At 70.8% G+C, this 25,397-nt stretch carries 20 protein-coding genes and 1 tRNA gene; 13 read left to right on the top strand and 8 right to left on the bottom strand.

Annotated elements, in window-relative coordinates:
* The 8 genes from ptsP to BSZ37_RS13835 all read left to right on the top strand — a co-directional run.
* On the top strand, positions 1-1,500 hold a 1,500-nt coding region (gene ptsP, locus BSZ37_RS13870), incomplete at its 5' end, for a phosphoenolpyruvate--protein phosphotransferase (RefSeq protein WP_095511123.1).
* 25 nt (positions 1,501-1,525) lie between these two features.
* On the top strand, positions 1,526-2,575 hold the full coding sequence (locus tag BSZ37_RS13865) for a bifunctional phosphoglucose/phosphomannose isomerase (protein ID WP_095511122.1): 1,050 nt from the start codon (positions 1,526-1,528) through the stop codon (positions 2,573-2,575).
* Positions 2,576-2,902: 327 nt separating this feature from the next.
* Positions 2,903-5,935, top strand: coding sequence for a peptidase MA family metallohydrolase (locus BSZ37_RS13860; RefSeq protein ID WP_095511121.1), 3,033 nt, complete (start codon positions 2,903-2,905; stop codon positions 5,933-5,935).
* Positions 5,935-7,023 carry a PQQ-binding-like beta-propeller repeat protein gene (locus BSZ37_RS13855; protein WP_095511120.1) on the top strand — a complete coding sequence of 363 codons (1,089 nt, stop codon included), beginning with the start codon at positions 5,935-5,937 and terminating at the stop codon, positions 7,021-7,023. The genes BSZ37_RS13860 and BSZ37_RS13855 overlap by 1 nt, the downstream gene beginning before the upstream one ends.
* Entirely contained in the window at positions 7,020-7,784 is a 765-nt protein-coding gene (locus tag BSZ37_RS13850; RefSeq protein ID WP_095511119.1) for a hypothetical protein, read from the top strand. The genes BSZ37_RS13855 and BSZ37_RS13850 overlap by 4 nt, the downstream gene beginning before the upstream one ends.
* Positions 7,785-7,931: 147 nt before the next feature.
* Entirely contained in the window at positions 7,932-8,378 is a 447-nt protein-coding gene (locus BSZ37_RS13845) for a GatB/YqeY domain-containing protein (protein WP_095511118.1), read from the top strand.
* Complete coding sequence (locus tag BSZ37_RS13840; protein WP_095511117.1) at positions 8,375-8,956, top strand: CvpA family protein; 582 nt, start codon at positions 8,375-8,377, stop codon at positions 8,954-8,956. Before BSZ37_RS13845 ends, BSZ37_RS13840 begins: the two co-directional genes overlap by 4 nt.
* A gap of 98 nt (positions 8,957-9,054) precedes the next feature.
* Complete coding sequence (locus BSZ37_RS13835) at positions 9,055-12,105, top strand: AAA family ATPase (protein WP_095511116.1); 3,051 nt, start codon at positions 9,055-9,057, stop codon at positions 12,103-12,105.
* Here the strand turns inward: BSZ37_RS13835 and BSZ37_RS13830 are convergent.
* From BSZ37_RS13830 to BSZ37_RS13795, 8 genes are all read right to left on the bottom strand, one after another.
* Positions 12,102-12,758, bottom strand: a complete 657-nt coding sequence (locus BSZ37_RS13830; protein WP_179299643.1) for a carboxypeptidase-like regulatory domain-containing protein — start codon at positions 12,756-12,758, stop codon at positions 12,102-12,104. The two genes, BSZ37_RS13835 and BSZ37_RS13830, sit on opposite strands and share 4 nt — an antisense overlap.
* Before the next feature lie 54 nt (positions 12,759-12,812).
* Positions 12,813-13,352 carry a hypothetical protein gene (locus BSZ37_RS13825; protein WP_095511114.1) on the bottom strand — a complete coding sequence of 180 codons (540 nt, stop codon included), beginning with the start codon at positions 13,350-13,352 and terminating at the stop codon, positions 12,813-12,815.
* 90 nt (positions 13,353-13,442) lie between these two features.
* Positions 13,443-15,629 carry a beta strand repeat-containing protein gene (locus tag BSZ37_RS13820; protein ID WP_095511113.1) on the bottom strand — a complete coding sequence of 729 codons (2,187 nt, stop codon included), beginning with the start codon at positions 15,627-15,629 and terminating at the stop codon, positions 13,443-13,445.
* A gap of 153 nt (positions 15,630-15,782) precedes the next feature.
* Complete coding sequence (locus BSZ37_RS13815; RefSeq protein WP_095511112.1) at positions 15,783-16,790, bottom strand: hypothetical protein; 1,008 nt, start codon at positions 16,788-16,790, stop codon at positions 15,783-15,785.
* 689 nt (positions 16,791-17,479) lie between these two features.
* Positions 17,480-18,844 carry a CsgG/HfaB family protein gene (locus tag BSZ37_RS13810; RefSeq protein WP_095511111.1) on the bottom strand — a complete coding sequence of 455 codons (1,365 nt, stop codon included), beginning with the start codon at positions 18,842-18,844 and terminating at the stop codon, positions 17,480-17,482.
* An 11-nt stretch (positions 18,845-18,855) separates the two neighbouring features.
* On the bottom strand, positions 18,856-19,269 hold the full coding sequence (locus tag BSZ37_RS13805; protein WP_095511110.1) for a curli production assembly/transport component CsgF: 414 nt from the start codon (positions 19,267-19,269) through the stop codon (positions 18,856-18,858).
* 65 nt (positions 19,270-19,334) lie between these two features.
* Complete coding sequence (locus BSZ37_RS13800; RefSeq protein WP_095511109.1) at positions 19,335-19,817, bottom strand: CsgE family curli-type amyloid fiber assembly protein; 483 nt, start codon at positions 19,815-19,817, stop codon at positions 19,335-19,337.
* Positions 19,818-19,826: 9 nt separating this feature from the next.
* On the bottom strand, positions 19,827-20,783 hold the full coding sequence (locus BSZ37_RS13795) for a DMT family transporter (protein WP_179299642.1): 957 nt from the start codon (positions 20,781-20,783) through the stop codon (positions 19,827-19,829).
* Between the two features lie 82 nt (positions 20,784-20,865).
* Here BSZ37_RS13795 and BSZ37_RS13790 point away from each other — a divergent pair, with 82 nt between their 5' ends.
* From BSZ37_RS13790 to BSZ37_RS13770, 5 genes are all read left to right on the top strand, one after another.
* A complete protein-coding gene (locus BSZ37_RS13790; RefSeq protein ID WP_095511107.1) occupies positions 20,866-21,207 on the top strand; it encodes a MerR family transcriptional regulator in 342 nt (113 codons plus the stop codon).
* Positions 21,208-21,245: 38 nt separating this feature from the next.
* Positions 21,246-21,319: transfer RNA gene (locus BSZ37_RS13785), tRNA-Pro, on the top strand.
* Between the two features lie 123 nt (positions 21,320-21,442).
* The gene (locus tag BSZ37_RS13780; RefSeq protein WP_179299641.1) at positions 21,443-22,570 is read left to right on the top strand and encodes a helix-turn-helix domain-containing protein; all 1,128 of its coding nucleotides are present in this window, start codon (positions 21,443-21,445) and stop codon (positions 22,568-22,570) included.
* Entirely contained in the window at positions 22,571-24,859 is a 2,289-nt protein-coding gene (gene ligA / locus BSZ37_RS13775) for an NAD-dependent DNA ligase LigA (RefSeq protein ID WP_095511105.1), read from the top strand.
* Positions 24,856-25,395 carry a hypothetical protein gene (locus BSZ37_RS13770; protein WP_095511104.1) on the top strand — a complete coding sequence of 180 codons (540 nt, stop codon included), beginning with the start codon at positions 24,856-24,858 and terminating at the stop codon, positions 25,393-25,395. The genes ligA and BSZ37_RS13770 overlap by 4 nt, the downstream gene beginning before the upstream one ends.
* Positions 25,396-25,397 lie beyond the last annotated feature (2 nt).

The raw sequence follows: 25,397 nt of genomic DNA, 5'->3' as shown, positions 1-25,397 counted from the left end.
CAGACCGTGCTGCAAGAACACCGGCGCCGGCTGGAGGGCAGCCCGAACGCGGCCCTCCGCGAGCGTGCGGCCGACTTTCTCGACGTCCAGAACCGCGTCCTCCGCAACCTCCAGCAGGGGAGGGCGGTCTCGAGGATCGACCCGAACCGGGTGGTCGTGGCCGAGAACCTGACCGCGGCCGACGTCCTCCTGTTCAGCCGTCGGGGCGTGCTCGGCGTCGTCCTCGACTTCGGCGGGCCGACGAGCCACGTCTCGATCATGGCCCGCGCGCTCGGCGTGCCGGCGGTCGTGAGCCTTCACGGGCTCGCCGAGCACGTCCAGCCCGACGACATGCTGGTCGTCGACGGGTTCTCGGGTCGGGTCATCGTCAACCCGAGCGCCGAGACGCTGGAGCGGGCCGAGCTCAAAGCGGCCCGGTTCGACGTCATCACGGCCGACCGCGACGCGCTGCGCGAGGCGCCGTCGGAGACCCGCGACGGGCACGCCGTCGGGCTCCAGGCCAACGTCGAGTTCCGGGAGGAATTCCCGCTTCTCCACGAGTACGGCGCCGAGGGCGTCGGGCTGTTCCGGACCGAGATGCTGTTCCTCACGCAGGGCCGCGCGCTCGACGAGGACCAGCAGTACGAGGTGTATCGTGACGCCGTCGTGGCCGCCGCGCCGCACCCCGTGACGTTCCGTCTCCTCGACCTCGGCGGCGACAAGGTGCTCCCGATGTCCCGCCGCGAGGCGAACCCGTTTCTCGGCTGGCGAGGCCTGCGGATCCTGCTCGACAAGCCCGACCTCCTCCGGCCCCAGCTCCGGGCGGTCCTCCGGGCCGCGTCCGCCGCGCCCGATGACGCCCCGCCCAAGGTGCTCCTGCCGATGGTGTCCGGCATCGAGGAGGTCCGCGCGTTCCGCCGCGCGTTCCGCGCCGTCTGCGCCGAGCTAGGAGACGAGGGCCTGCCGCACCGGCCCGACATTCCGATCGGCATCATGGTCGAGGTCCCGTCCGTGGCCCTCCAGGCAGGCCTGTTCGCCCGCAACGTCGATTTCTTTTCGATCGGGACGAACGACCTGACACAGTTCACGCTCGCGGTCGACCGCGGCAACGACCTCGTCGCAGACCTCTACCGCGAGCTCCACCCGGCCGTGCTCGGCCTCATCGCGCAGACGATCGAGGCGGCGAAGGTGGCGGGCATCCCGGTCTCCGTGTGCGGCGAGGTCGCCGCGGATCCGCGCGTGACGCCGCTCCTCGTCGGCCTCGGCGTCGACACGCTCAGCGCGTCGCCGGCCTACCTCACGCTCGTCAAGCGCGTCGTTCGGGCGTTCACGATGGACGAGGCGGAGGACCTCGCGCGCCGCGCGCTCCGCCAGCCCGACGCCGATGCGGTCCGCCGCCTGCTCGACTACTTCCTCGCCTGCCACAACCAGGACCTCGCCGAGCTCCTCGGCCTCGACGAGCCCGACGGCGGCCTCGCCCGTCGCATCGCCGACCGGATGGCCGACGAACCGGCCGACTGACCCACCCCCGATCCCACACCGCCTGATGGCCGACACCCTCTACGACGCCGATCTCGACCCCGGCGACATGCGCGGCGCCGTCCGCGCCTTCCCCGAGCACCTCGCCGAGGGCTGGCGCCGCGGCGGCGCCGCCGACGACTTCGAGCTCGACCCGTCGGACCTCGACGGGATCGTCCTGTGCGGGATGGGCGGCTCCGCCATCGGCGGTGACCTCGTGCGTGGCATCGTCGAGCCGACGTCGCCGCTCCCGTTCGTGGTCAACCGGGGCTACGCGCTGCCGGGCTGGGTGGGGGAGCGGACGCTCGTGATCGCCTCCAGCTACTCGGGCGGGACGGAGGAGACGCTCGCCGCGTTCGCCGACGCCAGAGCGCGGGGCGCCCGCCGCCTCGCGATCACGTCCGGCGGGACCCTCCAGGGAATCGCCGAGGCGGACGGCCTCGACCACGTCCTCATCCCGGGCGGCCTCCAGCCGCGCGCGGCGCTCGGCTTCTCGCTCGGCGTCGTGCTCCGCCTCGCGCAGACGCTCGGGCTGGCGGAGCTCTCCGACGCCGAGATGGCGACTGCGCTCCTCGCGGCCCGCCAGCGGGCCACGCGCCACGACGAGGACGACGCGTCGAACCCGGCCCGCGCGCTCGCCGCGGCGTTCGACGGGGCGCTGCCCGTGGTCTACACCGGCACGGGGCTGCTGGAGCCGGTCGGGCTCCGGTGGCGGACACAGATCCACGAGAACGCGAAGCACCCGGCCGTCGGCAACGTGCTCCCTGAACTCGACCACAACGAAATCATGGGGTTCGAGTCCGGCCCGGAAGAGATCCTCTCGCGGATGCGGGTCGTCGCGCTGAAGGACGAGGACGACCACGCCCAGGTGCTCAAGCGGTTCGCCGCCACCCGAGAGCTGATCGAGCCCCGGATCGGCGGCTGGCTCGAGATCGCGTCCGGCGGGGACTCCCGCCTCGACCGCGCGCTCGGCCTCGTCCAGCTCGGCGACGCGGCCTCGTTCTGGCTCGCGATGCTCAAGGGCGTCGACCCCACGCCGGTCGAGACGATCCAGTCCCTGAAGAAGCAGCTGGCGTAGGGACGCGCGAGCGAGCCTGGCCCGACGCGAGATGCCGATCGACTCGGTGACTCCTTCACGTCGACAGAGACCGCCTCGGTCTGCTCGCCGTCGGGCCCATGGTTACCGCCGCTGAGGCGCGGCCGGTCCCCGGAGACCGCTGCGATCGGGAGTGGTGCGCGCTCTGAAGCCCGTTCTGTTCGGCGTCCGCGGCGGTCGGGGCTCGCCGGGCACCGCGATGGCTGGGGGTACAACCAGAGCCTGTCCGACGGCCAGGTCGGGCGATCTGCCCTTGCGCGCGCCCGCCCGCGTGCCTAGCGTGCGGGGCCGCAGGCGCGGCACCCCACCATGACACGACACCTTCCGGGCGGACTCCGACTCCTCTGCGCGGCCGCCGCCCTCGTCGGGCTGGCGGCAGCGCTGGCGCCGTCCGCGCAGGCGCAGGCGTTCGGGCGGAATAAGATCCAGTACGACGGATTCGACTGGCACGTGCTCGAGACCGAGCACTTCGACGTCTACTACTACCCCGAGGCGGAGGACCTCGCGGCGATCGGCGCCGAGACGGCGGAGGACTGGTACGAGGTGCTCGAGACGCGCTTCGACCTCTCGCTGACGCACCGCGTCCCGCTCATCTTCTACGCCTCGAACCTCCACTTCAAGCAGACGAACGTCACGCCCGGGTTCATCCCCGACGGCGTCGGCGGCTTCTTTGAGTTCCTCAAGGGCCGCGTCGTGATCCCGGCCGACGGCGACCTCGGGCGGTTCCAGCGCGTGATCCGCCACGAGCTGGTCCACGTGTTCACCTACAACAAGCTGTCTCGCGTCCTCCGCGACCACCGCCGGCCGACCGACCAGTTCCTGCCGCTGTGGTTCACGGAGGGCCTCGCGGAGTACTGGAGCGGCGAGCCCGACTTCCAGCACGAGATGATCCTGCGCGACGCCGTCGCCTCGAACTTCTTCGTGCCGCTCCACGACATGGACCGGATTTCGGGCTCGTACGTGATGTACAAGGAGGGTGAGGCGTTCTGCCGATTCGTGGCCGAGACCTACGGGGAAGAGCGCCTGCTCGACCTGATCGATGAGACGTGGCGGAGCACGGATTTCGACCACGTCATCGAGGTCGTCCTCGGGGAGGACGGCTACGCCGTCTCCGATCGGTGGGAGGCGTGGATCCGCGCGCAGTACACGCCGAAGCTCGTCGGCGCCGACGTGGCGTCGCTCACGACGGAGCCCATCGGCGCGCGCGGGTTCAACGCGAAGCCGATTTCGTGGGTGCGGCCCGACGGCGTCCGCGAGGTACTGTTCTACTCGAACCGCGGGAGCTACTCGGCCGTGCTCGCCCAACGCGTCGACGACGACCTCGAGCCGACCGGGGAGCCGCGCACGGTGCTCCGGGCCGGGCGGACGCTCGACTTCGAGGCGTTCCACCTGTTCGAGAGCCGCCTCGACGTGAGCGAGGACGGCGTCCTCGCCGTGGTGTCGAAGCGGGGCGCGACCGACGTGGTCCACCTCGTGGACCTGAAGACGGACGAGCGGCTGGCGATGCTCGGCTTCGACGAGCTGGTGGCGATCTACTCGCCGACCGTGAGCGAGGGCGGGCGGCGCGTCGTGTTCTCGGGCATCGACCGCGGCGGGCAGGCGGATCTCTACCTCTACGACCGCGACGTGGGCGCGCTCCGCCAGCTCACGAACGACGTCTACAACGACAGCGGCCCGGACCTCAGCCCGGACGGGCGGACGGTCGCGTTCTCGTCGGACCGGACCGCGTGGGGGCGGGAGGGCGCGCAGAACCTGTTCACGTTCGACCTCGAGACGGGCGCCATCCGGCACGTCACGGCCGGCCCGCAGGTCGACCTCTCGCCGCGGTGGAGCCCCGACGGCCGGCGCCTCGCCTTCGCCAGCGCGCGCCGCGAGGCCGACGGCAAGTACAGCGCCCAGGACCTCTGGCTCGCCGACCTCGGCACGCCCCGCCTCCTCGCCGACGACCGGCCGGCGCCCCCGGCCGTCCCCGGCGGCGCCGACCCCGACGACCTCGGCGGCCCTCCCGAGGCGGACGAGCCCGGCGTCGAGCTCCGCCAGCTCACGCGGTTCGCCAGCGCCGCGTTCGACCCCTACTGGGCTGGCGAGGACGCGCTCGTGTTCGCGGCGTTCGAGGACTTCCGGTTCACGGTCCGCGCCCTGGACCTCGACTCGCTCGCAGCGGCGCCGGAGCAGATCGTGGAGGGCGGCACGGCGCCGATCGCCGCGCCCTGGGACTACGCCCGCTACGACGTCGAGGGCGACCCCGGCGAGCCGTACTCGACGAGCTACCAGCTCGACATCGCCCAGGGCGGCTTCGCCACGACGACGACGGCCAGCGCGCAGGCCGGCGGCGCGACGATCGCGTTCTCCGACATGCTCGGCAACGAGCGGATCTACGTCACGGCCTACTCCTCCAACTCGATCCAGGGCGGCCGGTCGTTCCTCGACGGGCTCAACGTGGCGGTCACGCGGCTCCACCTCGGCCGCCGCGCCAACGTCGGGTATGGCGCCTTCCGCCTCGCCGGCCCCCGCTACGACCGGACCGACCCGGACCAGGCCTCGCGGATCCCGTCGTACGAGCAGCGGGTGGGGGTGCTCGGCCTCGTGAGCTACCCGCTATCGTACTTCCGCCGGTTCGACGTCGAGACGTCGTTCGCGGTGGGGCAGAAGACGGGCCTGCTCCGGGCTGCGACGGGCGGGACGTCGTTCGACACGCTCCGCACCGCGACGCTGTCCAATTCGCTGACGCTCGTCGAGGACCACGCGCTCTACAGTGCCTGGGGACCGGTCCAGGGGTTCCGCGCGAACCTCAGCGTCGGCTACACCACCGACCTCTGGCTGTCGAATGAGAGCTACTACTCGCTCGGCGCCGACGTCCGCAATTACGTCCGGATCTCGGACGAGGTGACGTTCGCGTCGTGGGGGCTCGTCCGAGCGAACGTGGGGCGCCGGGCGCGTCTCAACCTGCTCGGCGGGTCGTGGTCGCTGCGCGGCTTCCCGTTCCTGCGCGTCCGCGGCTCGAAGATGTGGTTCACGACCCACGAGCTCCGCTTCCCGATCCTGCGCCGGCCGCCGCTCTTCCCGATCATCGCCGGCCTCCGGGGCGCGGCCTTCGTCGACGCGGCGCACAACTGGACCGACGGCTACAACGACGTCTTCCGGGACCCCGACTACTCGCTCCTCGGCCCGGACGAGGAACTCCTCGTCGGCACGACGAAGGGCTCGGTCGGAGTCGGCGTACGGACAAGCCTCCTCGGTGCGATCGTGCTCCGCTACGACGTGGGCTACCGCTTCACCGACGGCTTCGACTGGTCGGAGCGGACGCCGTTCGGGCAGTTCTTCTTCGGCTACGACTTCTGATGCGCCCGGTCGCCCTCCTGCTCCTGGTCGCGCTCGCGGGGTGCTCGACGATCCAACTCGGCGAGACGCTCGGCGACCCGAACGCGACGGCGCCCACGCTCCCGCTCGACCTACTCTGGGAACGGGACGCCGACGGCGCGTTCGGTCCGTCGCCCGCGCAGGTGACCGATCGGTACGTGGTCGTCGGGACACGGAATGGCGAGGTCGTGGTCATCGACCGGGAGTCGGGACGGATCGAGGGGACGGGGGAGTTTGGCGACAGCGTCGAGGGGCAACTGGCGGTCTCCCCCGACGGTGAGACGATCTACGTGCCCACGGCGGAGCAGGACGGCGGCGTGGTCGCCTACGACGTGCGCCGCGGACGCCGCGTCTGGCGGTGGCTCGACGGTGGGATCCAGGGCGGCGTGGTCCGCCTGGAGTCGACCGTGGTTCTGACGACGCTCGACGGTCGCGTCGTCGCGCTGACGGCCGATGACGGCGCCGTCGCGTGGGAGCGCCCGACCTCGGGGACGGCCCAGTATCAGTCCGCCCCGGTCCGCCTCGGTGGCGACGTGCTCGTGGCCGATGACCGGGGCCGCGTCGTCCGAATCGACGGCGCCACCGGGACGGAGCGCTGGCGCGCCGAGGCGGGCGGACCCGTGTATGCGGCGCCCGCCGTCGCCGACGGCGCCGTCTACGTCTCCACGACGCGCGGCGGCGTGGTCCGCCTCGACGCGGAGACCGGGAGTGCCGTGTGGTCGATTCAGGATGAGCAGGCCCTCCGCGTGTCGACGGCGGCCATCGGGGGCGACGTCCTCGCGGTCGGCTTCAGCGACGGGACCGTGCGGGGGATCGACGTCGCGACCGGTGCCGAGCAGTGGCGGTACCGCGGCGAGGGGAGCGTCACCGCCGCGCCCGTGTGGATCGGCGATCGCGTCGCGGTCGGGACACTCGACAAGCGGCTCGTCGTCATCGACGGAGCAACGGGGGGGGAGGAGTGGTCGACCGAGCTCCGGGGGCGCGTCAAGAGCGCGCTGGCGGTGGGAGGCGGGCTCCTCGTCGCGCTCGTGGAGCCGCGGCACGTGGTCGCCTTCCACACGGCCCCGTGAGCCGGCTCGCCGTTCTGCTCGCGCTCGTCCTCGCGGTGCCGGTCGCCGCACAGACGGCGCACGTCCGCGTCGACGCCCCCGAGGGGGAGGTCGTCGTCGACGGCCAGCGCGAGGGGGAGGCGGGGGCCTGGATCGGCGTCGCGCCGGGCGAGCGGGTCGTCGCCCTCGTCGACGACCTGGATGCGTGGAATCCGCGCCGCGCAGAGCGGGCCGTGACGCTGGCCGACGGCGACTCCGTGACGGTCGCACTCGCGCTGCCGCTCCGGCTTCGCGTCGAGACGCTGCCGATCCGTGCCGTGGTCGTCCGGGAGACCGCCAGCGGGCGGGACACGCTCGGGGTTTCCCCGCTCACGCTCGAGACCGACGGCGCGGCCCCCATCGTCCTCGTGGCGTCGCTCGACGGCTACGAGTCCGTGCGCCAGACCGTCGAACCGGATGCCCAGGCGGTCACGCTCGTGCTCCCGCTCGGCGACGACACCGTCCCCGAGGCCGCGCTCCTCCCGACCCAACGCTCGACGCTCCGGCGGACGCTCGTCGACTTCGGCATCGGCGCCGCCTCGCTGGCGGCGGGCGCGGTCGCCGTCCACTACAAGTTCCGCGCGGACGCCGTCGACGACCGCTACCGGACCGAGGGCACTGCCGACTTCGGGGACGAGGCGCTCCGGTCGGAGGCGCTCCGGCTGGACCGGTACTCGGCGGTCGCGCTGGGCGCGATGCAGGTGGGGATCGGCGCGCTCGCGCTCCGGTTCGTCCTCCGCTAGCGCCTGCCCGGTCGCCTCGCTCGGACACCGGCCCGCCCGGCCTCGACGGCGAGGCGGGCGGAGCCGATCGACGGGACGCACGCGTCCGGGAGCCCATGGCAGGTCGTGCGCGTGCGTACCCTCTCCCTCCCGAACGCAGCCTCCGACATGCTCAAAGAGACCCTCGCCCGTGACCAGAAGGACGCCATGCGGCAGAAGGACACCGTCCGCCTGTCCGCCATCCGCATGGTCCGCGCCGCCATCACCGAAAAGGAGAAGTCGGGCGGCGGCCCGCTCGATGAGGACGCCGTCGTGGCCGTCGTCGCGAAGCAGGCGAAGCAGCGGCGCGACTCGATCGCCCAGTACCAGGAGGCCGGGCGCGACGACCTCGCCGAGCGCGAGGCCGCCGAACTCGGCTACATCGAGCAGTACCTGCCGGCCCAGGCGTCGGACGAGGACATCCACCGGACCATCCACGCGATCGTCCAGCGGACCGGGGCGTCGTCCATGAAGGACATGGGCCGCGTGATGGGGGAGGCGATGAGCGTGCTCAAGGGCGTCGCCGAGGGCTCGCGCGTGCAGGCCGTGGTCCGCGAGCTCCTGAGCGGCGGGTGAACGGTCTCGACGGGTTCCTCGCGGTCGTCATCGCGTTCGGCCTGTGGCGCGGTCTCCGGACCGGCGCGCTCCTTCAGGTCGTCGGGACGGCCGGGTGGCTGGTCGGCTTCCTCGTCGCGACGGCGCTGATGGGACCCGTGGGCGACTTCGTGGTCGCCAGCCTCGGCGTCAGCCCCCGGGTCGCGCCGGTCGTCGGTTTCGTTGTCGTGCTCGGGGCCGTGCTGGGGGGACTGATGGCGATCGCCCACGCGCTCCGCAAGACCCTCAAGGCCGTCAAGCTCGGCGGGGTCGACACGCTCGCGGGCGGCGGCCTCGGGGCGCTCCGGTCGGCGTTCGGGCTGAGCGTGTTGCTGATTACCACCTCGTTTTCGCCACTGCCTGGCTCCGGTCCGCTCTTGATCGACGCCGAGACCCGGGACGGATCCGTCCTGTACGAACCGGTCGAGGCGCTCGCCCCGGAGGTCTGGTCGATCGCCCGGACGGTCACGCCGGGATTGCAGGAGGCGCTCGTGGACAAGTTCAACTCGTGGCAGGTGGGGGAGCCGGAGTCCGTGACGGGCGAGGAGCCATTGGAGTAGACGGTCTGGACCGATCGGCTGAGGGGCGGCACGCTCGAGGCCCCTGACACGGGGCCGACGCTCCCTCGCGCTAGCTTGACGGCTGTTATTGCAATCCCATGATCCCCCTCCAGCTCCGGCTCTCCAACTTCCTCTCGTACGGCGAGAGCGCGCCCGTCCTCGACCTCGAGGGGATCCACGTCGCGTGCCTGTCCGGAGGGAATGGGCAGGGGAAGAGCGCGCTCCTCGACGCCATGACGTGGGCGGTCTGGGGCGAGGCCCGCAAGTCGGGCGAGTCCCGGAAGCCCGACGAGGAGCTCCTCCGCATCGGCACGCGGGCGATGGAGGTCGACTTCACGTTCCGGATCGGTGCCGTCGACCACCGCATCCTGCGGAGCTACATGCAGTCGGCGAGTGGGAAGACGTCGAAGCCGGGGCTCGAATTCCAGGTCCGCGACGGCGACGACTGGCGGGCGCTGACGGCCGAGTCGATCCGCGCGACGCAGGCCGTGATCGACGAGCGGGTCGGGATCGACTACGAGACGTTCATCAACTCGACGTTCCTGCTCCAGGGGCGCAGCGACGAGTTCACCAAGAAGAAGCCCGGCGAACGGAAGGAGATCCTCGGCAAGATCCTCGCCCTCGGCCGGTACGAGGCGATGGCGTCGAAGGCCGGGCAGCGGTGGAGCCGGCTCCGCGAGCGGGCGACGGCCCTCGAGGCCGAGGTCGGCCGCCTCGACGCCGCGCTCGAACCGGTCGGCGAGTGGGAGGCCGAGAAGGCCGCCGTCGGCGACGCCGTCGCGTCGGGCAAAGCCGACCTGGACCGAGCCGCGGCGCGGGTCGCAGAGGCGGCGTCCCGTCTGAGCGCGCTCGATGCCGCCGCCCGTGAGGCGGAGTCGTTGACCTCGGCGCTCGCCGACCTGGAAGCCCGGCGTCGGAAGCTGGATGCCGATGACGCGGCTCTCGCGGGCAAGATCGAGTCTGCCGATGCGCTCCTCGCGCAGGCCGAGCAGATCGAGGCCGACCACGAGCGCTACGAGGCGCTCCGCACGCAGCGGGCGGAGCTCGACGAGAAGGCCGGCCTGTTCCGCGGGATCGATGGCCAGCGCCATGCGCTCCGTCTCGAGATGCAGCAGCGGACGGCCGAGGCGCGGGCCGAGATCGTCGCCCTGGAGAGCGCTCTCGCGTCGCTCGAGCGACAGATCGAGGCCGACCGGGAGGCGCTGAAGGGGCAGGCCGAAGCGGAGGCGGCCCACGCTGCGGCGGTCGCCGCCGCCGAGCGCCTTCAACAACTCGACGCCACCGCGACCCGTCGCCAGTCGATCGAGCGGCGGATCGAGGCCATCGACAAGCAACTGGCGGCCGACAAGGGGGCGCTCGAAGGATCGCTCGCCCGGATCGTGGAGGAGGGGAAGCGTCTCGCGGAGGAGGTCAAGGCTTCGGACGCCGTCGACACGGAAGCGCTGGAGGCGACGATTCGTGACGGGCGCGCCGCGGCCGAGCGTCGGGAGGCGCTGCAGACCGAGGGCACGGAGGCCTCGCGACATGTCGGTGCCCTCGACGGTCGGCTCCAGGCGCTCGCTGCGGACCGCCAGCGGGTCGACGCGCGGCGGCGGAAGCTGGAGACGTCGGACGACGACGCGTGCCCGACGTGTGGAACGGAGCTTACCGAGGCCCATCGCGCTGAGGTTCTCGCCGGCTACGACGCCGAGCTCTGCGAGAACGCTGAGGTCGTCCGGTCAGTGACGGCGGAGCGAGACGAGGTGGTCGCGAAGCGGGACGCGCTCCGGGCCGAGTTCGTCCGCCTCGGTGCCGCCGTCGAGGCGGGGGAGGCCGCCGCACGGACCCTGGCCGCGGCGCGCGATCGCGCGGCCACCGCCGAGGCCAAGCGGGCCCGGCTCGATGCACTCCGCGAGGAGGTGCGGTCGCTGAAGCGGACGATCGAGGTCGAGGCGTTCAATCCCGACCTCCGTGCCGAGCGGGCCTCCCTCACCGACGACCTCCAAGAGACGGCCTACGATGCGGAGGCCCACGCCCGGTCTCGGGCCGACGCCGCGCTCCGCGAGCACTGGGCCACGCAGCTCCGAGCCCTCACTGTCGCCTCCGAGCGTCTCACCCAGTCTCGTTCCGACCGAGACCTCAAGGCCGCTGCCCTCGACCAGCGCCGGTCGGCGCTCGATCGAGGCGCTCACAACGCCGAGGCAGGGAAGCGAATGAACGCGCTCGACGAGCAGGTCCGAACCCTCGGCTTCGACCCCGCCGAGCATGAGCGTGTCGGGAAGGCGCTCGACGCGCTCTCCGACGCGCCGAGCCGACTCTCACGCCTCCTCGACGCGCGCCGCCAGCGCGCCGAGTTTGCCGAGCGTCGTGCGACGCTGGCCGAGGAGAGACGCTCCCTGGGCGCCGAGCGGACGTCTCGCCAGGACGCCCTCGACGCGCTCCAAGGGCGGCTTTCGGAGCGTGCCAGCGCCGAGCGAGACCGCGACGCCGCCGAAGTCGAGCGGCAGGCCGCGGCGGGGCGACTCGCCGACGCCCAAGGCCGCCTCGGTGCGCTCACCGAACGCCTCGACCGTGCGGAGCGGGACCGTCAGCGGCGGGCCGACGTCAAGTCCGAGCTCCGCGAGGTCAAGAGGCAGCGAGCGCTCTACGGTCATCTCCGCCGAGCGTTCGGCAAGAACGGAATCCCGTCGCTCATCATCGAGGAGACGCTGCCCGAGATCGAGGCACGCGCCAACACGCTCTTGGACCGCCTCACTCGCGGCCGCACCCGCGTGGCCCTCGAAACCCTGAAGGACAAAAAGACGGGCGGTGGCACCAAAGAAACCCTCGACATTCGGATCACGGATGACCAGGGCGTCTCCAGATCCTACGAGACGTTCTCCGGCGGCGAGGCGTTCCGGGTCAACTTCGCGCTCCGAATTGCGCTCAGCCAGATGCTCGCCGAGAGGTCGGGCACGCAGATCCGGACGCTCGTGATCGACGAGGGCTTCGGGACGCAGGACGCGGAAGGCCTCCAGCGACTAATCGGGGCGATCCGGGCCATTCAAGACGACTTCGAGACGATCCTCGTGATCACGCACCTCGACGAGATCAAGGACGCGTTCCCCGTCCGGATCGAGGTGCGGAAGGAGCCCGTGACGGGCTCCACCTTCGAAGTGGTCGGGGCCTAGCGCGTCGTGCCGCCCGTGGTCGTCTCCTCGACGTCAATGTTCGTGTCCTCAACCACGACGACCTGGGCGACGGCGCCGAGCAGTCGCTTCCGGAACGACCCGACGTCCTGTTCACCCGCGCCGAGGTCGGTCCCCCCGATCTCCTGATAGAATGGCCCGCGGTCCGTGTCGATGCGGAAGTACACCTCGTACGCGTCGACGACGTCGTTGCCGTTGTTGAGCGCGCGGTACTCGACGGTCACAAACGAGCTGTCGGCCGTAAACGTCTCATTCGTGAAGTTGAGGACCTCGGCGCCGAAGAGGACGTCCGGCCCCCCGTCGGTGTCGGGGCGTAGGAAGACCGTCGCCTGCGTCACACGGTCCTCTCGAACCGAGACCGTCGTGGTCCCCGAGTCGTACCCGTTGCGCGACGCCGAGATCGTGTACGACCCCGTCATGATGTCGTCAAACGAGAAGCCGCCGTCCTGATTTGTGGTGATGGAGCTGGTCGCGGGACTGGTCGTGATGCTGGCGCCCACGATCGGCGCGCCCGTTTCGAAGTCCTGGACGATCCCCTGCACCGTCCCGAAGCGCTCGGGCTCGACGAGGCCGTCTTTACAAGCCGTCAGGGTGACGGCGACGAGAACGAGGAGCGCGAAAAAACGGGCGGGCATCGGGGCGGGGGGAAGACGTCGCAAACTAGCGCCCGGGACCCAAACGGGCATCGGTCATCGACGGACGATCGTGACCTCCGCGCCCCCGCGCTGCTCGATCGACGCGGGCAGGAGCCCTGGCCCGACGTACTGCACGGCCGCATTGTCGTCCCCCACCTGATACAAAGAGTGAGTCGTGCCGTTGACGCCCTCTAGAAAGAGAGAGTAGGAGTTGCCGTCCCCGAGCTGGGAGGAGTTTACCAGCCGGTTGCCGTCCCCGACGATGTCACCGACGAACACGTTGTCGCGGCCGGCCTGCACGAGGTCGAGCTGATTGAACGCACCAGCGAGGACCACGCTGGCGAGGTTGCCCGTGCCGTCCTGGAGCATCCGGACGACGTTGCCCGCACCGCGCTGGTCGACGACGGCGACGTTCGAGGACTCCGGTGCGCCGACGAGCGCCCGGGCGAGCGCCTCGTCGGCCGTGGCGCCGGAGGCGATTGCTTCGTCGACCTCGGCCGAGAGGACGATGTCGGCCTGCTGGACGAACGCTTCGCCTGACTGTGCGTGGGCGAGCGGGACCGCGAAGAACGCGGCGAGGAGAAGCAGGCGCATCGGGAGGACTGGGAGGGAAAGAGCCGGCGGCCGTGTTACCGACCGCCGGCCCAGCGAGGCGGACCAGGCCGCCCCACAGAGGCGCGGACGCTAGTTCTGCGTGATGACGGTCGTGTTGCCGTCGCCGAGCGCCGTGTGATCGGCCGTGTGGCCGTTGCCGGTCTGCGTGATCGTGAGGCTGTTGCCGTCGCCGACCATCCAGAGGCCGTAGCCGTTCGTCCCGCCGACGACCGAGTTGCCGGTCCCGTCCTGCAGGATCGTGATCGTGTTGCCCGAGGACCCATCGACGAAGAACCCGTCGATGTAGTTGCCGTCGCCACCGATCTGATCGACGTCGATGATGTTGCCGTCGACGCCGACGACCGGCGCTGTGGGCGCGCTGCCACGGCCGTCGAGGCTGACGGTGTTGCCCGACGTGACCTGGTTGATGTCGACGTCGTTGTTGTCGCCCCAGACGCGCCAGCGGGCGAAGTTGTCCGAGCCGCTCTGCGTGAACGCGACGGTGTTGTCGACGCCAGTGGCCGTCCGCTCACGGGCGGTGTTGCCCGAGCCGGATTGGGTGACGGTGGTCGTGTTGCCGTCGCCGAACTGGCGGACGTGGGCGACGTTGTCGCTCCCCGTCTGGAGGACGTCGGCGGTGTTGCCGTCGCCCTTCTGGTGGAAGAGCGCGAAGTTGTCGGCGTCGCTGAGGGCGAAGCCAGCGATGACGTAGGCGAAGTTGTCGTTGCCCTGCTGGGTCATCGACGCGTCGTTGTTCGTGCCGTCGTTGAACGCACGGGCGTAGTTCTCGGAGCCGGTCTGCGTGGAGGTCACGTCGTTGCCGCTCCCGAAGATGGTGCCCATGTCGTGGTCGACCACGTTGAGGCTGCCCGTCTGAGTCGCCGTCGCGCTGTTGCCCGAGGTGGCGAGGTTGACGTTCGCGGCGTTGGAGGTGCCGTTCTGGGTCACGTCCGCCGTGTTGGTCGAACCGGAGTCGAAGACCGCCGAGAAGTTGAGGTCGCCGGTCTGCGAGACCGTCGCCGTGTTGTCGGAGCCGCCGAACTGGAGAACCTCCGAGTAGTTGTCGCCACCGTCCTGCGTCTGGCTGGCCGAGTGGCCCGCGCCGTACTGGTCGGAGACCGCGAAGTTGTCCGCGCCGCCACCTTGCGTGATGTCGCTGGTCATGAGGTCGCCGGGGCCACCCTGGAAGATGATGGCGACGCCGGTCGAGCCCGTCTGGGTGATCGTGGCGTCGCTGTTGCTGTTCGGCGAGAAGGTCGCGCCCTGGTCGACGTAGGCCTCATTGCTGTCGCCGGACTGATCGACGGTGGCCGTGTCGGAGTCGCCCCCCTGGTTGACGTCGGCATACTGGCTCTCGCCGCCCTGGAAGACCGTCGCGGTGTTGCCCGTGTTCGACTGGTCGATCTCGGCGACGCTGTTGGCGTCGGTTGAGGCAAAGCCGGCGATCACCGTCGCGTCGTTGTTCGTGCCCGTCTGCGTGATGAAGGCGTCGTTGTTCTCACCGTCGTTGAAGACGAACGCCGAGTGGTCGTCGCCGTCTTGGTCCACGATGGCGTCGTTGTTGGCGCCGAAGAATGTCGCGAGAAGCGTCGTCGCGCTGTTCCCGTTGCCGTCCTGGTCGATGTCCGAGTTGTTAGTCAGGCCGCCCTGGTTGGCGCTGGCCGAGTTCCCATCGCCAGTCTGGTCGGTCGTGGCGATGTTGTCCTCCCCACCTTGATCGGCGTCGGCCGTGTTGCCGTTGCCCGTCTGGTTGATGCTCGACGTGTTGCGGAGTCCGGCCTGGAAGACGAGCGAGCTGTTGCTGTCGCCGGTCTGGGTTGTCGTCGCCACGTTGTCAGCGTCGGCGACGACGAGGCCAGCGATCACTCCGGCCTCGTTGTCGTTGCCGGTCTGCGTGATGGTAGCGTCGTTGTTGGTCCCGTCGTTGAACACGAGGCCGTAGTTGCCATCGCCGTCCTGGACGATGACGGCGTCGTTGCCGTCGCTGCCAGAGGTGAACGTGCCGAGGAGGGCCTCGGCCTCGTTGCCGGCGCCGATCTGGTCGATGTCGGCGGTCTCATTGGAGCCGTCCTGGTCGACCAAGGCGATGTTCGAGCCGTCCTGGTTGATGTCGGAGACGTTGTCCATGCCGGCCTGGACGACGGTGGCATCGTTGGCCCCAACCTGGTTGATGTTCGACGTGTGGCCCGTGCCAGTCTGCGTCGTAGACGAGGTATTCTGCGCACTAACCGCGGCGGTCAAGCCGACGGCGAGTGCGAGAGTGAGTAGGATGCGCATGTTCCTGGGGATGTGTGGGGAAGAGAAGCCCGGTTGGGCATTGGGTGCGGCGGAGCCGCGAGTCCCGCGGGGCGGTGAGCCCCTCCGGCGTACACGCCGTGTCTGGGAAGAGCGGGCGGTCGTCTTACCGACCGCCTGCTCGGCGCAGGGCGCCTAGCGTTGGATGACGAGGGCTGTGTTGTTGTACCCGTCCTGCGTGATCGTGGCGATCCCTCCGGCCGAGAGGTCGACGGCCGCGACGTTCGCGCCGCCGCCGGTCTGGACGAGGGTGAGGATGCTGCCGTCTGTGAGCCGGGCTGCCGCGCTCGGATCGAGGCTGCCGCCGGTGATCCCGACCAGTTGGCTCCCAACGAGCCCGTCCTGGGTCACCGACAGCGAGGCGCCCGCGGAGAGCTCGGCGTTCACCCAGTTCCCGTCCGACGCCTGGAGGACAACGGCCATGTTGCCGGAGCCGCTGGCGAGGAGGTGGGCGACGTTCCCATCCGCGGGGGAGAGGGCTGAGCCCTGCTCGATTCGGAGGTCGTTGAGCGTGCCGGAGAGCGTCCGGATCGTCGCGAGGTTGTCGCTGCCGTGCTGAAGCGTGGTCGCCGTCGTCGCGTCGAGGATGTCCTGGATCGCCTCGTTCCCTGCACCGACCTGGCGGATCAGGAGGACCGCGGAGGTGGAGCCATGGGCTCGCTGCGACGCGACGTTGCCGTCACTCGACCCCGACAGCGAGTTGTCCTGCTCAATCGTGAGGGAGCCGCCGCGCGCGCTCTCCTTCGACTGCGTGGCGGAGTTGTTCGTGCCAAACTGGACGATCCGCGTTGCGTCGTCCAAGCTGAGCTCAGAGACCAGGTAGGTCGAGGCGCTGTTGCCGATCCCGTCCTGAAGGATGACGGAAGCGACGCGCGTGGCCCCGAACGTCACGTTCTGGTCGATCAGGGCGAAGTTGCCTCCCCCACCCGCCTGCTCAATCGTGGCGTCGGCGCCGTTGGTCCGGGTGCCAAGACCCTGGCGGATGATGGCCTCATCGGCCTCGGTGCCCGTCTGGAGGATTCGCGCCGCGTTGCCCCGCTCGGCGCGCGTAGCGGCGCTGAGGGTCGAGATCGTCGCCACGTGCTTGGCGCCAGTCTGGCTGACGAGAGCCTCGTTGAATCCGCCCTCTTGGTCGACCGACACGCCAGCCTGCCCGAACGCCGACGTCCCAACGGAAAGCCCGACGACCAGAGCAACGAGGCGGGCACCACGGGCGAAAGCGCTACCGGGGGCGGATGTTCGCTCGGGTCGAGGAGCCGTCCGCGACGGGTCTGCGGCCGTACCGATCCGTGACGAGTGCACCGACGACGTGCCCGTCCCTGCCGTGTTCGCATGCTCGCGAGCGCCACCGATGAGTGGGGCGGATCGTGCCGGAGCCGAGACGGCGCCGACAGGCGGACATGTGCGCATAAAACCGGAGGCCTGGGGAAGGGGATGGGGTCGCCGGGGGCGACTCGCCGGTGCCTCAGGTGGTGGGGGCGGTCGGACCGCTCTGGAGTTGGGCCAGCGAAACGTGCCTGTTGGGTCACTTTCCCGGAGAAGGACTAACCGTTCGAGGCACGGCAGTAGATAGCGGTCAGGTAGGGAAACAATCAAGCCCATCGAGAGGAAATGAATCCCTCGGGCCGTATTCCCCTCTCACATCGTGTCCCGGGATCTCACCGTGAGACACTTCGACTGTGACGCGTCGCCCCTCGGGTGGCCCATCGCAGGGTCTCCTCCACCGCCGGGACGGGTCACCGGCCGTTGACGCTGCTCGCGCCCGTTCAACACGCATGTTGGCACATGCTGCCTAGGCTGGCCCAGGCATCCGTCTCAATATGAGAGGCCGTTCAGAACGACGTATAGAAGACGAATCCTCCACGGCCGATCCAGATGTTGTCGTTGATCCCACCGGAGCCCTTGAGGCCGTCGAGGCCTTCCCTGAAGGGGTAATCGACGCCGCCCTCCACGAACAGGCCAACGCTTGGGGAGAGCCGCGATTCGATCCCGGCCAATGCTGAGCCGTAGATGAACGGGCCAGTGACGTTCGGGACGTCGGGGGCGAACAGAGCGCCGAGCCCGAATGAGAGGGTCGGCGTGGTCTGGGCGGAAGGGAGGAGGCGGGTCCGAAGGAGGGCTGAGGCCGCGCCGAAGAAGACGGCCTCGTCGTTCACGTCAATGAGCCCGCCCTCCCCGCGGACGCCGAACGAGGCGCCGCCCAGGACGGGGAAATCGATGGTGAGCGAGCCGACGGGCTGGGGGCTGGGACCGGCGTAGTCGCTCTCGATCTGGCCAAGGCCAGCGCCGAGCCCGATCGCGACCGCCTCGCGCTCGCGGTCCAAGGGCTCGCGGTCAAACACGTCACGCCGAGCATCGGCTGTGACCCGGGCGTCGTAGGCCGACAAGAAGTCGCGGGTGTTTGAGTCGTTGGGACCCTGGAAGGCCCACAGCCCGTCGCGAGCCCCCTCGACCACCAGCGACACGACGGCTTCCTCGATCGCTGCGGTCACCGCCAAGACGGGCGGCTCGTTGGTCGAGTACCCGACCTCGGACTCGAGGAGCGTCTGCGTGTCGACGAACTGGAACACGCCGCCATCCAGTTTCTGGGAGACGATCGTTTTGGTCGTGTGGACCGTCTTGAGCACGCGACCGGTCTGGACCGAGACGGCACGGAGGTACACCGTGATCTGATCCTGACGGAACTCGCCGCTACCGCCCGCGCCGAGCAGGCGCACGCCGGCGCCGCCCGTGATGAGGTTCGAGTCGTACCCGATGATCCCGCCCTCGAGGAGCACGCCCGCGTAGAGAAGCGGCGGGAGCGGCCCGAGCCCCTCGCCCTCGGGACCCGAGTACTGCTGCCGCGTCGAGGAGATAATCTGCCGCTCGTTGAGGAGGTTGGACAGGCCCTCCCGCTCGATCGGGACGAAGAACTGGGAGTCCTCCAACGCGCGCATGAGAATGCTCGTGGCCCCCTGCGTCACCGAGGTGGAGAAGGTCGAGACGTTGGCGAGCGCGCGGTACTGGCCGGTCTGGTCTCGGAACCGATAGACCGCCACGACGACGGGGTCGGCCGGAGTGGGGACCGATTCGAGGATGTCGGTGACGGCCGTCCGCGGCGCGGCGGTCCTCGGCGACTCCACCTCGAACGGCTGGAGGTAGCGGGCGGTGCAGCCGGAGAGGGCGGCCAAGACGAGGCCGAGGAGGACAAGACGCACGGGGCGGGGGACTAGAAGCTGTTCGGGATCGTGACGATGGTCTCTTCCCCGGTCAACAGGTTGAAGACGCGGACGGAGACCCCGTCGAGGCCGGGGATGACCTCGACTTGGAAGTCGCCGAAGCTGAACGTGCCGGGTTGCGACAGGTCGAGGTCGCCGAACCGATCCGCGATGAGCTCGCGGGAGAGCTGGTTGAGGATCTGCCGCTGGAGGGTGGTCTCGAAATCCGCCAGAGGGTCGCGCCCGATTCCGGCGTCCTCGTCCTCGAACCGGTTCTGAAGCTGGGCGGATTGGACGAGCCAGCTGTAGTTGGTTGTGAAGCCGCCAAAGGCCGGGTTCGTCGGCTGGTAGAGGAGCTGCTGGGCCCCGGCCGGGGCGGCGGCGAACAGCGCGAGGGCGAACGGAAGGGCGATCAGGCGGCGCATCGGGGCGTCAGGGGGGCGCCAGACGTTACGTCGGGCGGATCAAAAGGGGCAAGCCGGGGCGGGAGCTACTCCTCGCCTCGAGGCAGGCGGCGGAGCACGAACACGACGGCTTGGCGGGCCAACTGCTCCGCTTCTTCCTCTCGGGGGGAGAGGCGGGCCTGGAACACGAGCTCGCCGTCGAGACGGATCGCGACGAGCGTCCCCTGGCCCGGCAGCGGTTGCTCCGAGAGGACGACGCTCATGAACCTGGAGTCCTCGGGCGGGCTCCAAAGCCGGTAGAAGACGTCGTAGAAGTAGCTCCCGGACCGGGAGACCGTCTCGTCCACGACGAGCTGGCCGATGCCGAGCATCGGGTCGCCGGTCTGCTCCGCCTCGGCGGGATCCGGCGGGAGGCGGCGGAGCTGACGGCGCTCGGCCTGAAGCTCGCCGTACGTCGTGGCGAGTCCGTAGGGAACGACGGACCGAGCCGAATCCGTTGGCACGCCCTGAGCTTCGCCGGCCGGCGTCGCCACGACGAGGCCGACGGTCAGAAGGAGGAGCGCGCGCATGCCGCCAACCTACGACGCGTGGACCGCACGGTCGGCTGCTTCAGTCGCTTCAGCCGAGACCAGTGGCGCCACGCCGAGGCGACGAACTACGATGACGCCGACCACGACGAGCCCCCCGCCCACCGCCTGGGGCCACGTCACCGTCTCGCCCCGGAGCACGATGCCGGCAATCACGCCGACGACCGGGACGAGGTTCGAGAACGCCGCCGTCCGCGACGCGCCGGCGCGGAGCACCGAGTGGTTCCAGATCGCGTACGCGAGGCCGGTCGAGAGGCCGCCGGAGAACACGAGGGCCGCGATCTCGGCCGGGCCGAACGCCCGCCAGTCGACGCCACCGAACTCCGGGATGGCGAGGGCGACGAGGCCCGGGGCCGACACGACAATGCCCCAGAACGTGAGGCCGACCGCCGTGGCCCCGCGTTGCAGGAGCGGTCGGGCGAGCGCCGTGTAGACGCCCCACGCGAGCGCCGCGAACAGCATGAGGGCCAGGCCGGACCCGTCGCCCTCGAACGCCGCGCCGGGGTTGCCCGCGATCACGAGCCCCACGCCGAGCAGGCTGACGACAATCCCGACCCAGCCGAGCGCAAGGAGCCGTTCGTGCCGAAGCAGGTGCGCCGTGAGGGACGTCCATCCGGGGCTCGACGCGATGACGAGGGCCCCCGTGCTCGCCGAGACGCGGTCGATTCCGAGGATGAAACCTGCCTGGTAGAGGAGGATCCCGAGGAGCCCGAGGCCGACCACCGCTGGCCCACCGGCGACGAAGGTCACGGTCGTCGGGACCCCCCGGACGTGGCACTGGCGGAGATGAAGCCCTCCGAGCACCGCGAACGACACGCCGAACCGGAGCAGGTTGACCGTGAAGGGCGGGGCGACCTCGAGTGGTACTTTAATGATCGCGAAGTTGACTCCCCACACCAGGACCACGGCCAGCAGGCCGACCTCGGGGGCGAGCGACGGACGCGACACGGCAGCGGGGGGAGACCCGCCGAACGTACCGCGTCGCCCGACGCCCCTGCCCTCCGCCGTTGGTCCGCACGCGATCCTCACCATGGCGTCCGGCATCCGCAAGCTGTATTACTCCATCCGCGAGGTGAGCGAGATGACGGGCCTCAAGCCCCACGTCCTCCGCTACTGGGAGAGCGAGTTCCCCGACCTCCAGCCCAAGAAGAACCGGGCCGGCAACCGGGCCTACACCGAGCCGGACATCGAGCTCGTCCGGCGCATCCAGCACCTCGTCCACGAAGAGAAGTACACGCTCGAGGGCGCCCGCCAAGTGCTCGAGCGCGATGCCGAGGGGGAGGCGGTCACCCGCGAGGCCCTGGCCGAGCTGCCGCGGGAGTCGCTGGAAGACCTGCGTGCGTTTTTGGCGGACGTGTTGCGACGCCTTTGAGCGGGGCCCTAGTTTTGGCGCCCCGCAGACGCGGACCCCGGGTAGTGGCGCAGCCAGGTAGCGCACCAAGCTGGGGGCTTGGGGGTCGTGGGTTCAAATCCCGCCTACCCGACCCGGCGCGGCCCGGCTCACCATGAGCCGGGCCGCGCGTCGTTTGGAGCCGCCGGGGAACCGCAGGGCTGCCCGTCACGTGGGGCCGACATCGCTACCTTCCGTCCGCCCCGCCACCCCGCCCGTGCCCTCCGGATCGTTCGAAGCCGACCTCCGCGCCACCCGCGATGCCAAGGGCCTCTCGCTGAGTGACATCCAACAGCAGACGCGGATCCCCGTCGACGTGCTCCGTCGGTTCGAGGACGGCGACCTCGTCGGCGACCCGACCTACGGGGAGGTCTACCTCAAGAACCTGCTCCAGTCGTATGCGAAGGCCGTCGGGCTGGCGCCGAGCGCGGTCGTCGCGGCCTACGGGGAGCAGAAGTCGGGGAGCTACCGAGGCAGCCTCCACCCGGACTACGAGCCCGGCTCCGAGCCGCCTCCACAGCGGTCCGCCGGATCGTCTGAGGCGGACGCCCCCCGGCCCGCCCCGCCCGCCTCGGCGCCTCGCCGCGAGCCCTCAGAACCGGCGCCGGAGGACCCAGCGTCCCAGGACCGCGGCCGCGCGGCCGGCGCGGCCGCGTCGCCCCCAGCCGTCCAGGCGCTCCGCCAGGCGCCCTCGCCCGAGAGCCGTCCCGCTCCGGAGCCCCCGAAGACGCTCGCGCAGGCCCGCGTCAACCGGCCGGCGGTCCCGACGGCCCGCCACTCGTTCGACAAGAACTGGACGACCATCCTGGCCCTCTTCGGCATCGTGGTGGTGGCCCTGGGTCTTGCGTTCTACTTCCTCATCTTTGCGGGAGACGACGACGGCGAGGACGCCGCCGATACGGTCGCGGTCAGCGCCGACGCGGACGCCGAGCCGGTCGCCATCGACTCGTCCGGCATCGGGGCGGGCGCCGCCGCGGGCGGGCCGCGCCTCCAGTTCCCGATCCGCGCCGCGGTCACGGCGGGCGGCGACGGGCTCCAGTCGTTCCGCGTGACCGTCGACAACGGTGACCGGCGGCCGTACTGGATCGAGTCTGGCAACTCGGAGACCTACGAGGCGGATTCCTCGCTCGTCCTCTGGGGCGAGGACCCGAGCCAGGACTTTTCCGAGGCGACCGTCGAGTTCCAGGGCCAGCGGTTCACGCCCCAGAGCGGGCGACCGCTCCGCATCGATCGGCAGACGGGCCAGCGGATCCTCGACTCCCTCGCGACGGCCAGTGCGGCAGCTCCGCCGACGCCCGCTGAGGGCGCAGCCCCGCCGGCCGAGGACCCGACCGCGTTCGAGTAGATGGACCTCGTCGGCCCCGCGCTCGACCTCCTCGCCCGCCTCGACGACACCGCGCTCGACGCCCTCGATCGAGACGCCGCCGCTGCGCTCGCGGACGAGCTCCGCCCGGTCGTCCGCGGCCTCAGCCGCGCGTACTACACCGATGGCGAGAGCCTCGTCGGCGACACGCAGTACGACCGGCTCTACCACGCGCTCCGCGCCGTCGAGGCGGCCCATCCCGACCTCGTCACGCCCGACTCGCCGACCCACCGCGTGGGGGGCGCGCCGCTCGACGCGTTCCGGAAGGTTGAGCACCCGGTCCCGCTCCTCTCGCTCGGCAACGCCTTCGACGTCGACGACCTCCGCGCGTGGGTCGACCGCGTCCTCAAGGGCCTCGAGGGCGTGCTGGCGGAGGGCGAGCGGCCGACGTTCGTGGCGGAGCTCAAGATCGACGGCCTCGCGCTCGCCCTCACGTACCGCGACGGCGTGTTGGAGCGCGCCGCCACGCGCGGCAACGGCCGCGTCGGAGAGGACGTGACGCCGAACGTGCGGACCGTTCGGGCGATTCCACTCCGGCTCGCCGCGGGGGCGCCCGCCTCGGTCGAGGTCCGGGGCGAGGCGTACATGGCGCGCTCGACGTTCGAGGCCCTCAACGAGCGGCTCGTCGTGGCCGGCGAGAAGACGCTCGCCAACCCGCGGAACGGCGCCGTCGGGAGCCTCCGTCAACTCGATCCGACGGTCACGGCCTCGCGCGGGCTCGCGTTCTATTCGTACGGCATCGGGCCGGTCGAGGGTGACGGAGTGCCCGAGCGGCAGTCGGCCGTGCTCGACTGGCTCCAGTCGCTCGGCATCCCCACGGGGCCAGAGCGGAAGACGTTCGATGACGTGAACGCGCTCGCGGCGTTCTGCGAGGAGTGGGCCCACCACCGCGACACGCTCGACTACGAGATCGACGGCGTCGTGGTCAAGGTCGACCGGCTCGACTATCAGGAGGTCCTGGGCTTTCGCGCGACGGAACCGCGTTGGGCGATCGCCTTCAAGTTTCCGGCCCGGGAGGCCACGACGCGGCTCCTCGACATCGAGCACAACGTGGGGCGGACGGGCGTCATCAAGCCGCTGGCCATCCTCGAGCCCGTCGAGGTGGGCGGGGTGACGGTCTCGAAGGCCACGCTCCACAACGCCGACTACATCACGTCGCGCGACATACGCGTGGGCGACGACGTCGTGGTGAAGCGGGCCGGCGACGTGATCCCGGCCGTCGTCGGGCCCGTCGGCGCCGAACCGGACCGGGACCGGGCGGTCTACGAGCCGCCGACGGTCTGCCCCGTGTGTGGGAAGCCCGTGGCGCGGCCTGTGGGCGAGGTCGACATCCGCCATACGGAGGGTGGCTGCCCCGCCCAGCTCAAGCGCGCCGTCGAGCACTTCGTCGCCCGCAACGCGATGGACATCGACGGGATCGGATCGAAGGGGGCCGCGCTCCTCGTCGACGTCGAACTGATCGAGGACCTGCCCGACCTCTATGAGCTCGACCGCGACGACTTGTTGGCGCTCGAGGGCTTCAAAGAAAAGAAGGCGGACAAGGTGCTGGCGGGGCTGGAGACGTCGAAGTCTCGTCCGCTCGCACGGCTCCTGTTCGGTCTGGGGATCCGGCACGTCGGGGAGACCGTCGCGCGGGAGCTCGTGGCGCACCACGCGAGTCTCGACGAACTGGCCGCCGCCTCCGGCGAGGATCTGGAGGCCATCGACGGCATCGGCCCGATCGTGGCGGAGAGCGTGGTCGAGTGGTTCGAGGACGAGGCCAACCAGGCGACGGTCGCGCGGCTCCGCGAACTGGGCGTCAACACGCTGCGCCAGCCGGGCGAGCGCGTGGCCGTCGCCGCCGACGATTCCGCGCCGCTGGCGGGCAAAACGGTGGTCCTCACGGGCACCTTCCCCACGCTCACGCGGCCTCAGGCCAAGGCGCTCGTCGAGGAGGCCGGCGGGAAGGTGACCGGCAGCGTGTCGAAAAAGACCGACCTAGTGGTCTACGGCGAGTCGGCCGGCTCCAAGCTGGCCAAGGCTGAGGAACTCGGCGTCGCCCGCGTCGATGAGGACGGCCTCCGGGCGATCCTCGACGGCGCTCCGATCCCAGGCGACGAGCCGCCTACGGACGAGATCGAGCCGGTCGAGAACCCGGTCGCCGCCGACGCCGACGTGCTGGCCGAGTCCACCTCGGCAGGGGCGGTGGGCTCCGCTGCGACAGGTGGGTTCGACATGGAGGTCGTCCGCCGCGACGCCGAGGCGGGGCAGGGCGACCTCTTCGGGTCGTGATCGAGGCCGTCCGACAGGGCTTCGCCCAGCGCGCGGTCCGCTCGGCCCTTTCGGCTCGCCAGCCGCGCCCGCTGCCGCCCCTGGCCGATCGCCGCGTGCTCGTCGTCCTGCCCAACGACGCCGACGGCCAACGCGCGACGTGGGACCTCCTCGCGGGGCTCGACGTGCCCGCGCATCGCGTTCGTCCGGTGCTCCTCGGCAGTTTGCGGACCGATCCGCCAGGCCCGTTCGCGCCCGACGTGAAGATCCTGGGCGACGACGACCGCGACTGGCGGCGCCTCCCGACGGCGGCGGTCCGCGCCAAGCTCTGGACGCCCCCTCCGGACGTGGCCCTCAACCTCGCCGATCCGGGCGATCTTGGGGCCGCACTGCTGGCGGGCGGCTCGCCCGCCGCCGTCCGCATCGGCCGCCATCACCCCGACCGCGAGGCGTTCTACGACCTCATGATCCAGGGCGAGCCCAACGCAGCCTCCGCCGCCGGCGCTCTCCGCCGGCTCCTCGCCCGTCTCGACCCGCCGGTCCTCCCCGCCCGCTAGCC

The sequence above is a fragment of the Rubrivirga marina genome (assembly GCF_002283365.1).
Lineage (GTDB): Bacteria > Bacteroidota > Rhodothermia > Rhodothermales > Rubricoccaceae > Rubrivirga > Rubrivirga marina.
This window is presented reverse-complemented; position numbering and strand designations above follow the sequence as displayed.

Bases quoted from the DNA above. Each gene is read 5' to 3' on its own strand.
- BSZ37_RS13865 (WP_095511122.1), top strand. From the start codon at position 1,526: ATGGCCGACACCCTCTACGACGCCGATCTCGACCCCGGCGACATGCGC.
- BSZ37_RS13860 (WP_095511121.1), top strand. From the start codon at position 2,903: ATGACACGACACCTTCCGGGCGGACTCCGACTCCTCTGCGCGGCCGCC.
- BSZ37_RS13855 (WP_095511120.1), top strand. From the start codon at position 5,935: ATGCGCCCGGTCGCCCTCCTGCTCCTGGTCGCGCTCGCGGGGTGCTCG.
- BSZ37_RS13845 (WP_095511118.1), top strand. From the start codon at position 7,932: ATGCTCAAAGAGACCCTCGCCCGTGACCAGAAGGACGCCATGCGGCAG.
- BSZ37_RS13835 (WP_095511116.1), top strand. From the start codon at position 9,055: ATGATCCCCCTCCAGCTCCGGCTCTCCAACTTCCTCTCGTACGGCGAG.
- BSZ37_RS13830 (WP_179299643.1), bottom strand. From the start codon at position 12,758: ATGCCCGCCCGTTTTTTCGCGCTCCTCGTTCTCGTCGCCGTCACCCTG.
- BSZ37_RS13825 (WP_095511114.1), bottom strand. From the start codon at position 13,352: ATGCGCCTGCTTCTCCTCGCCGCGTTCTTCGCGGTCCCGCTCGCCCAC.
- BSZ37_RS13820 (WP_095511113.1), bottom strand. From the start codon at position 15,629: ATGCGCATCCTACTCACTCTCGCACTCGCCGTCGGCTTGACCGCCGCG.
- BSZ37_RS13805 (WP_095511110.1), bottom strand. From the start codon at position 19,269: ATGCGCCGCCTGATCGCCCTTCCGTTCGCCCTCGCGCTGTTCGCCGCC.
- BSZ37_RS13800 (WP_095511109.1), bottom strand. From the start codon at position 19,817: ATGCGCGCGCTCCTCCTTCTGACCGTCGGCCTCGTCGTGGCGACGCCG.
- BSZ37_RS13790 (WP_095511107.1), top strand. From the start codon at position 20,866: ATGGCGTCCGGCATCCGCAAGCTGTATTACTCCATCCGCGAGGTGAGC.
- ligA (WP_095511105.1), top strand. From the start codon at position 22,571: ATGGACCTCGTCGGCCCCGCGCTCGACCTCCTCGCCCGCCTCGACGAC.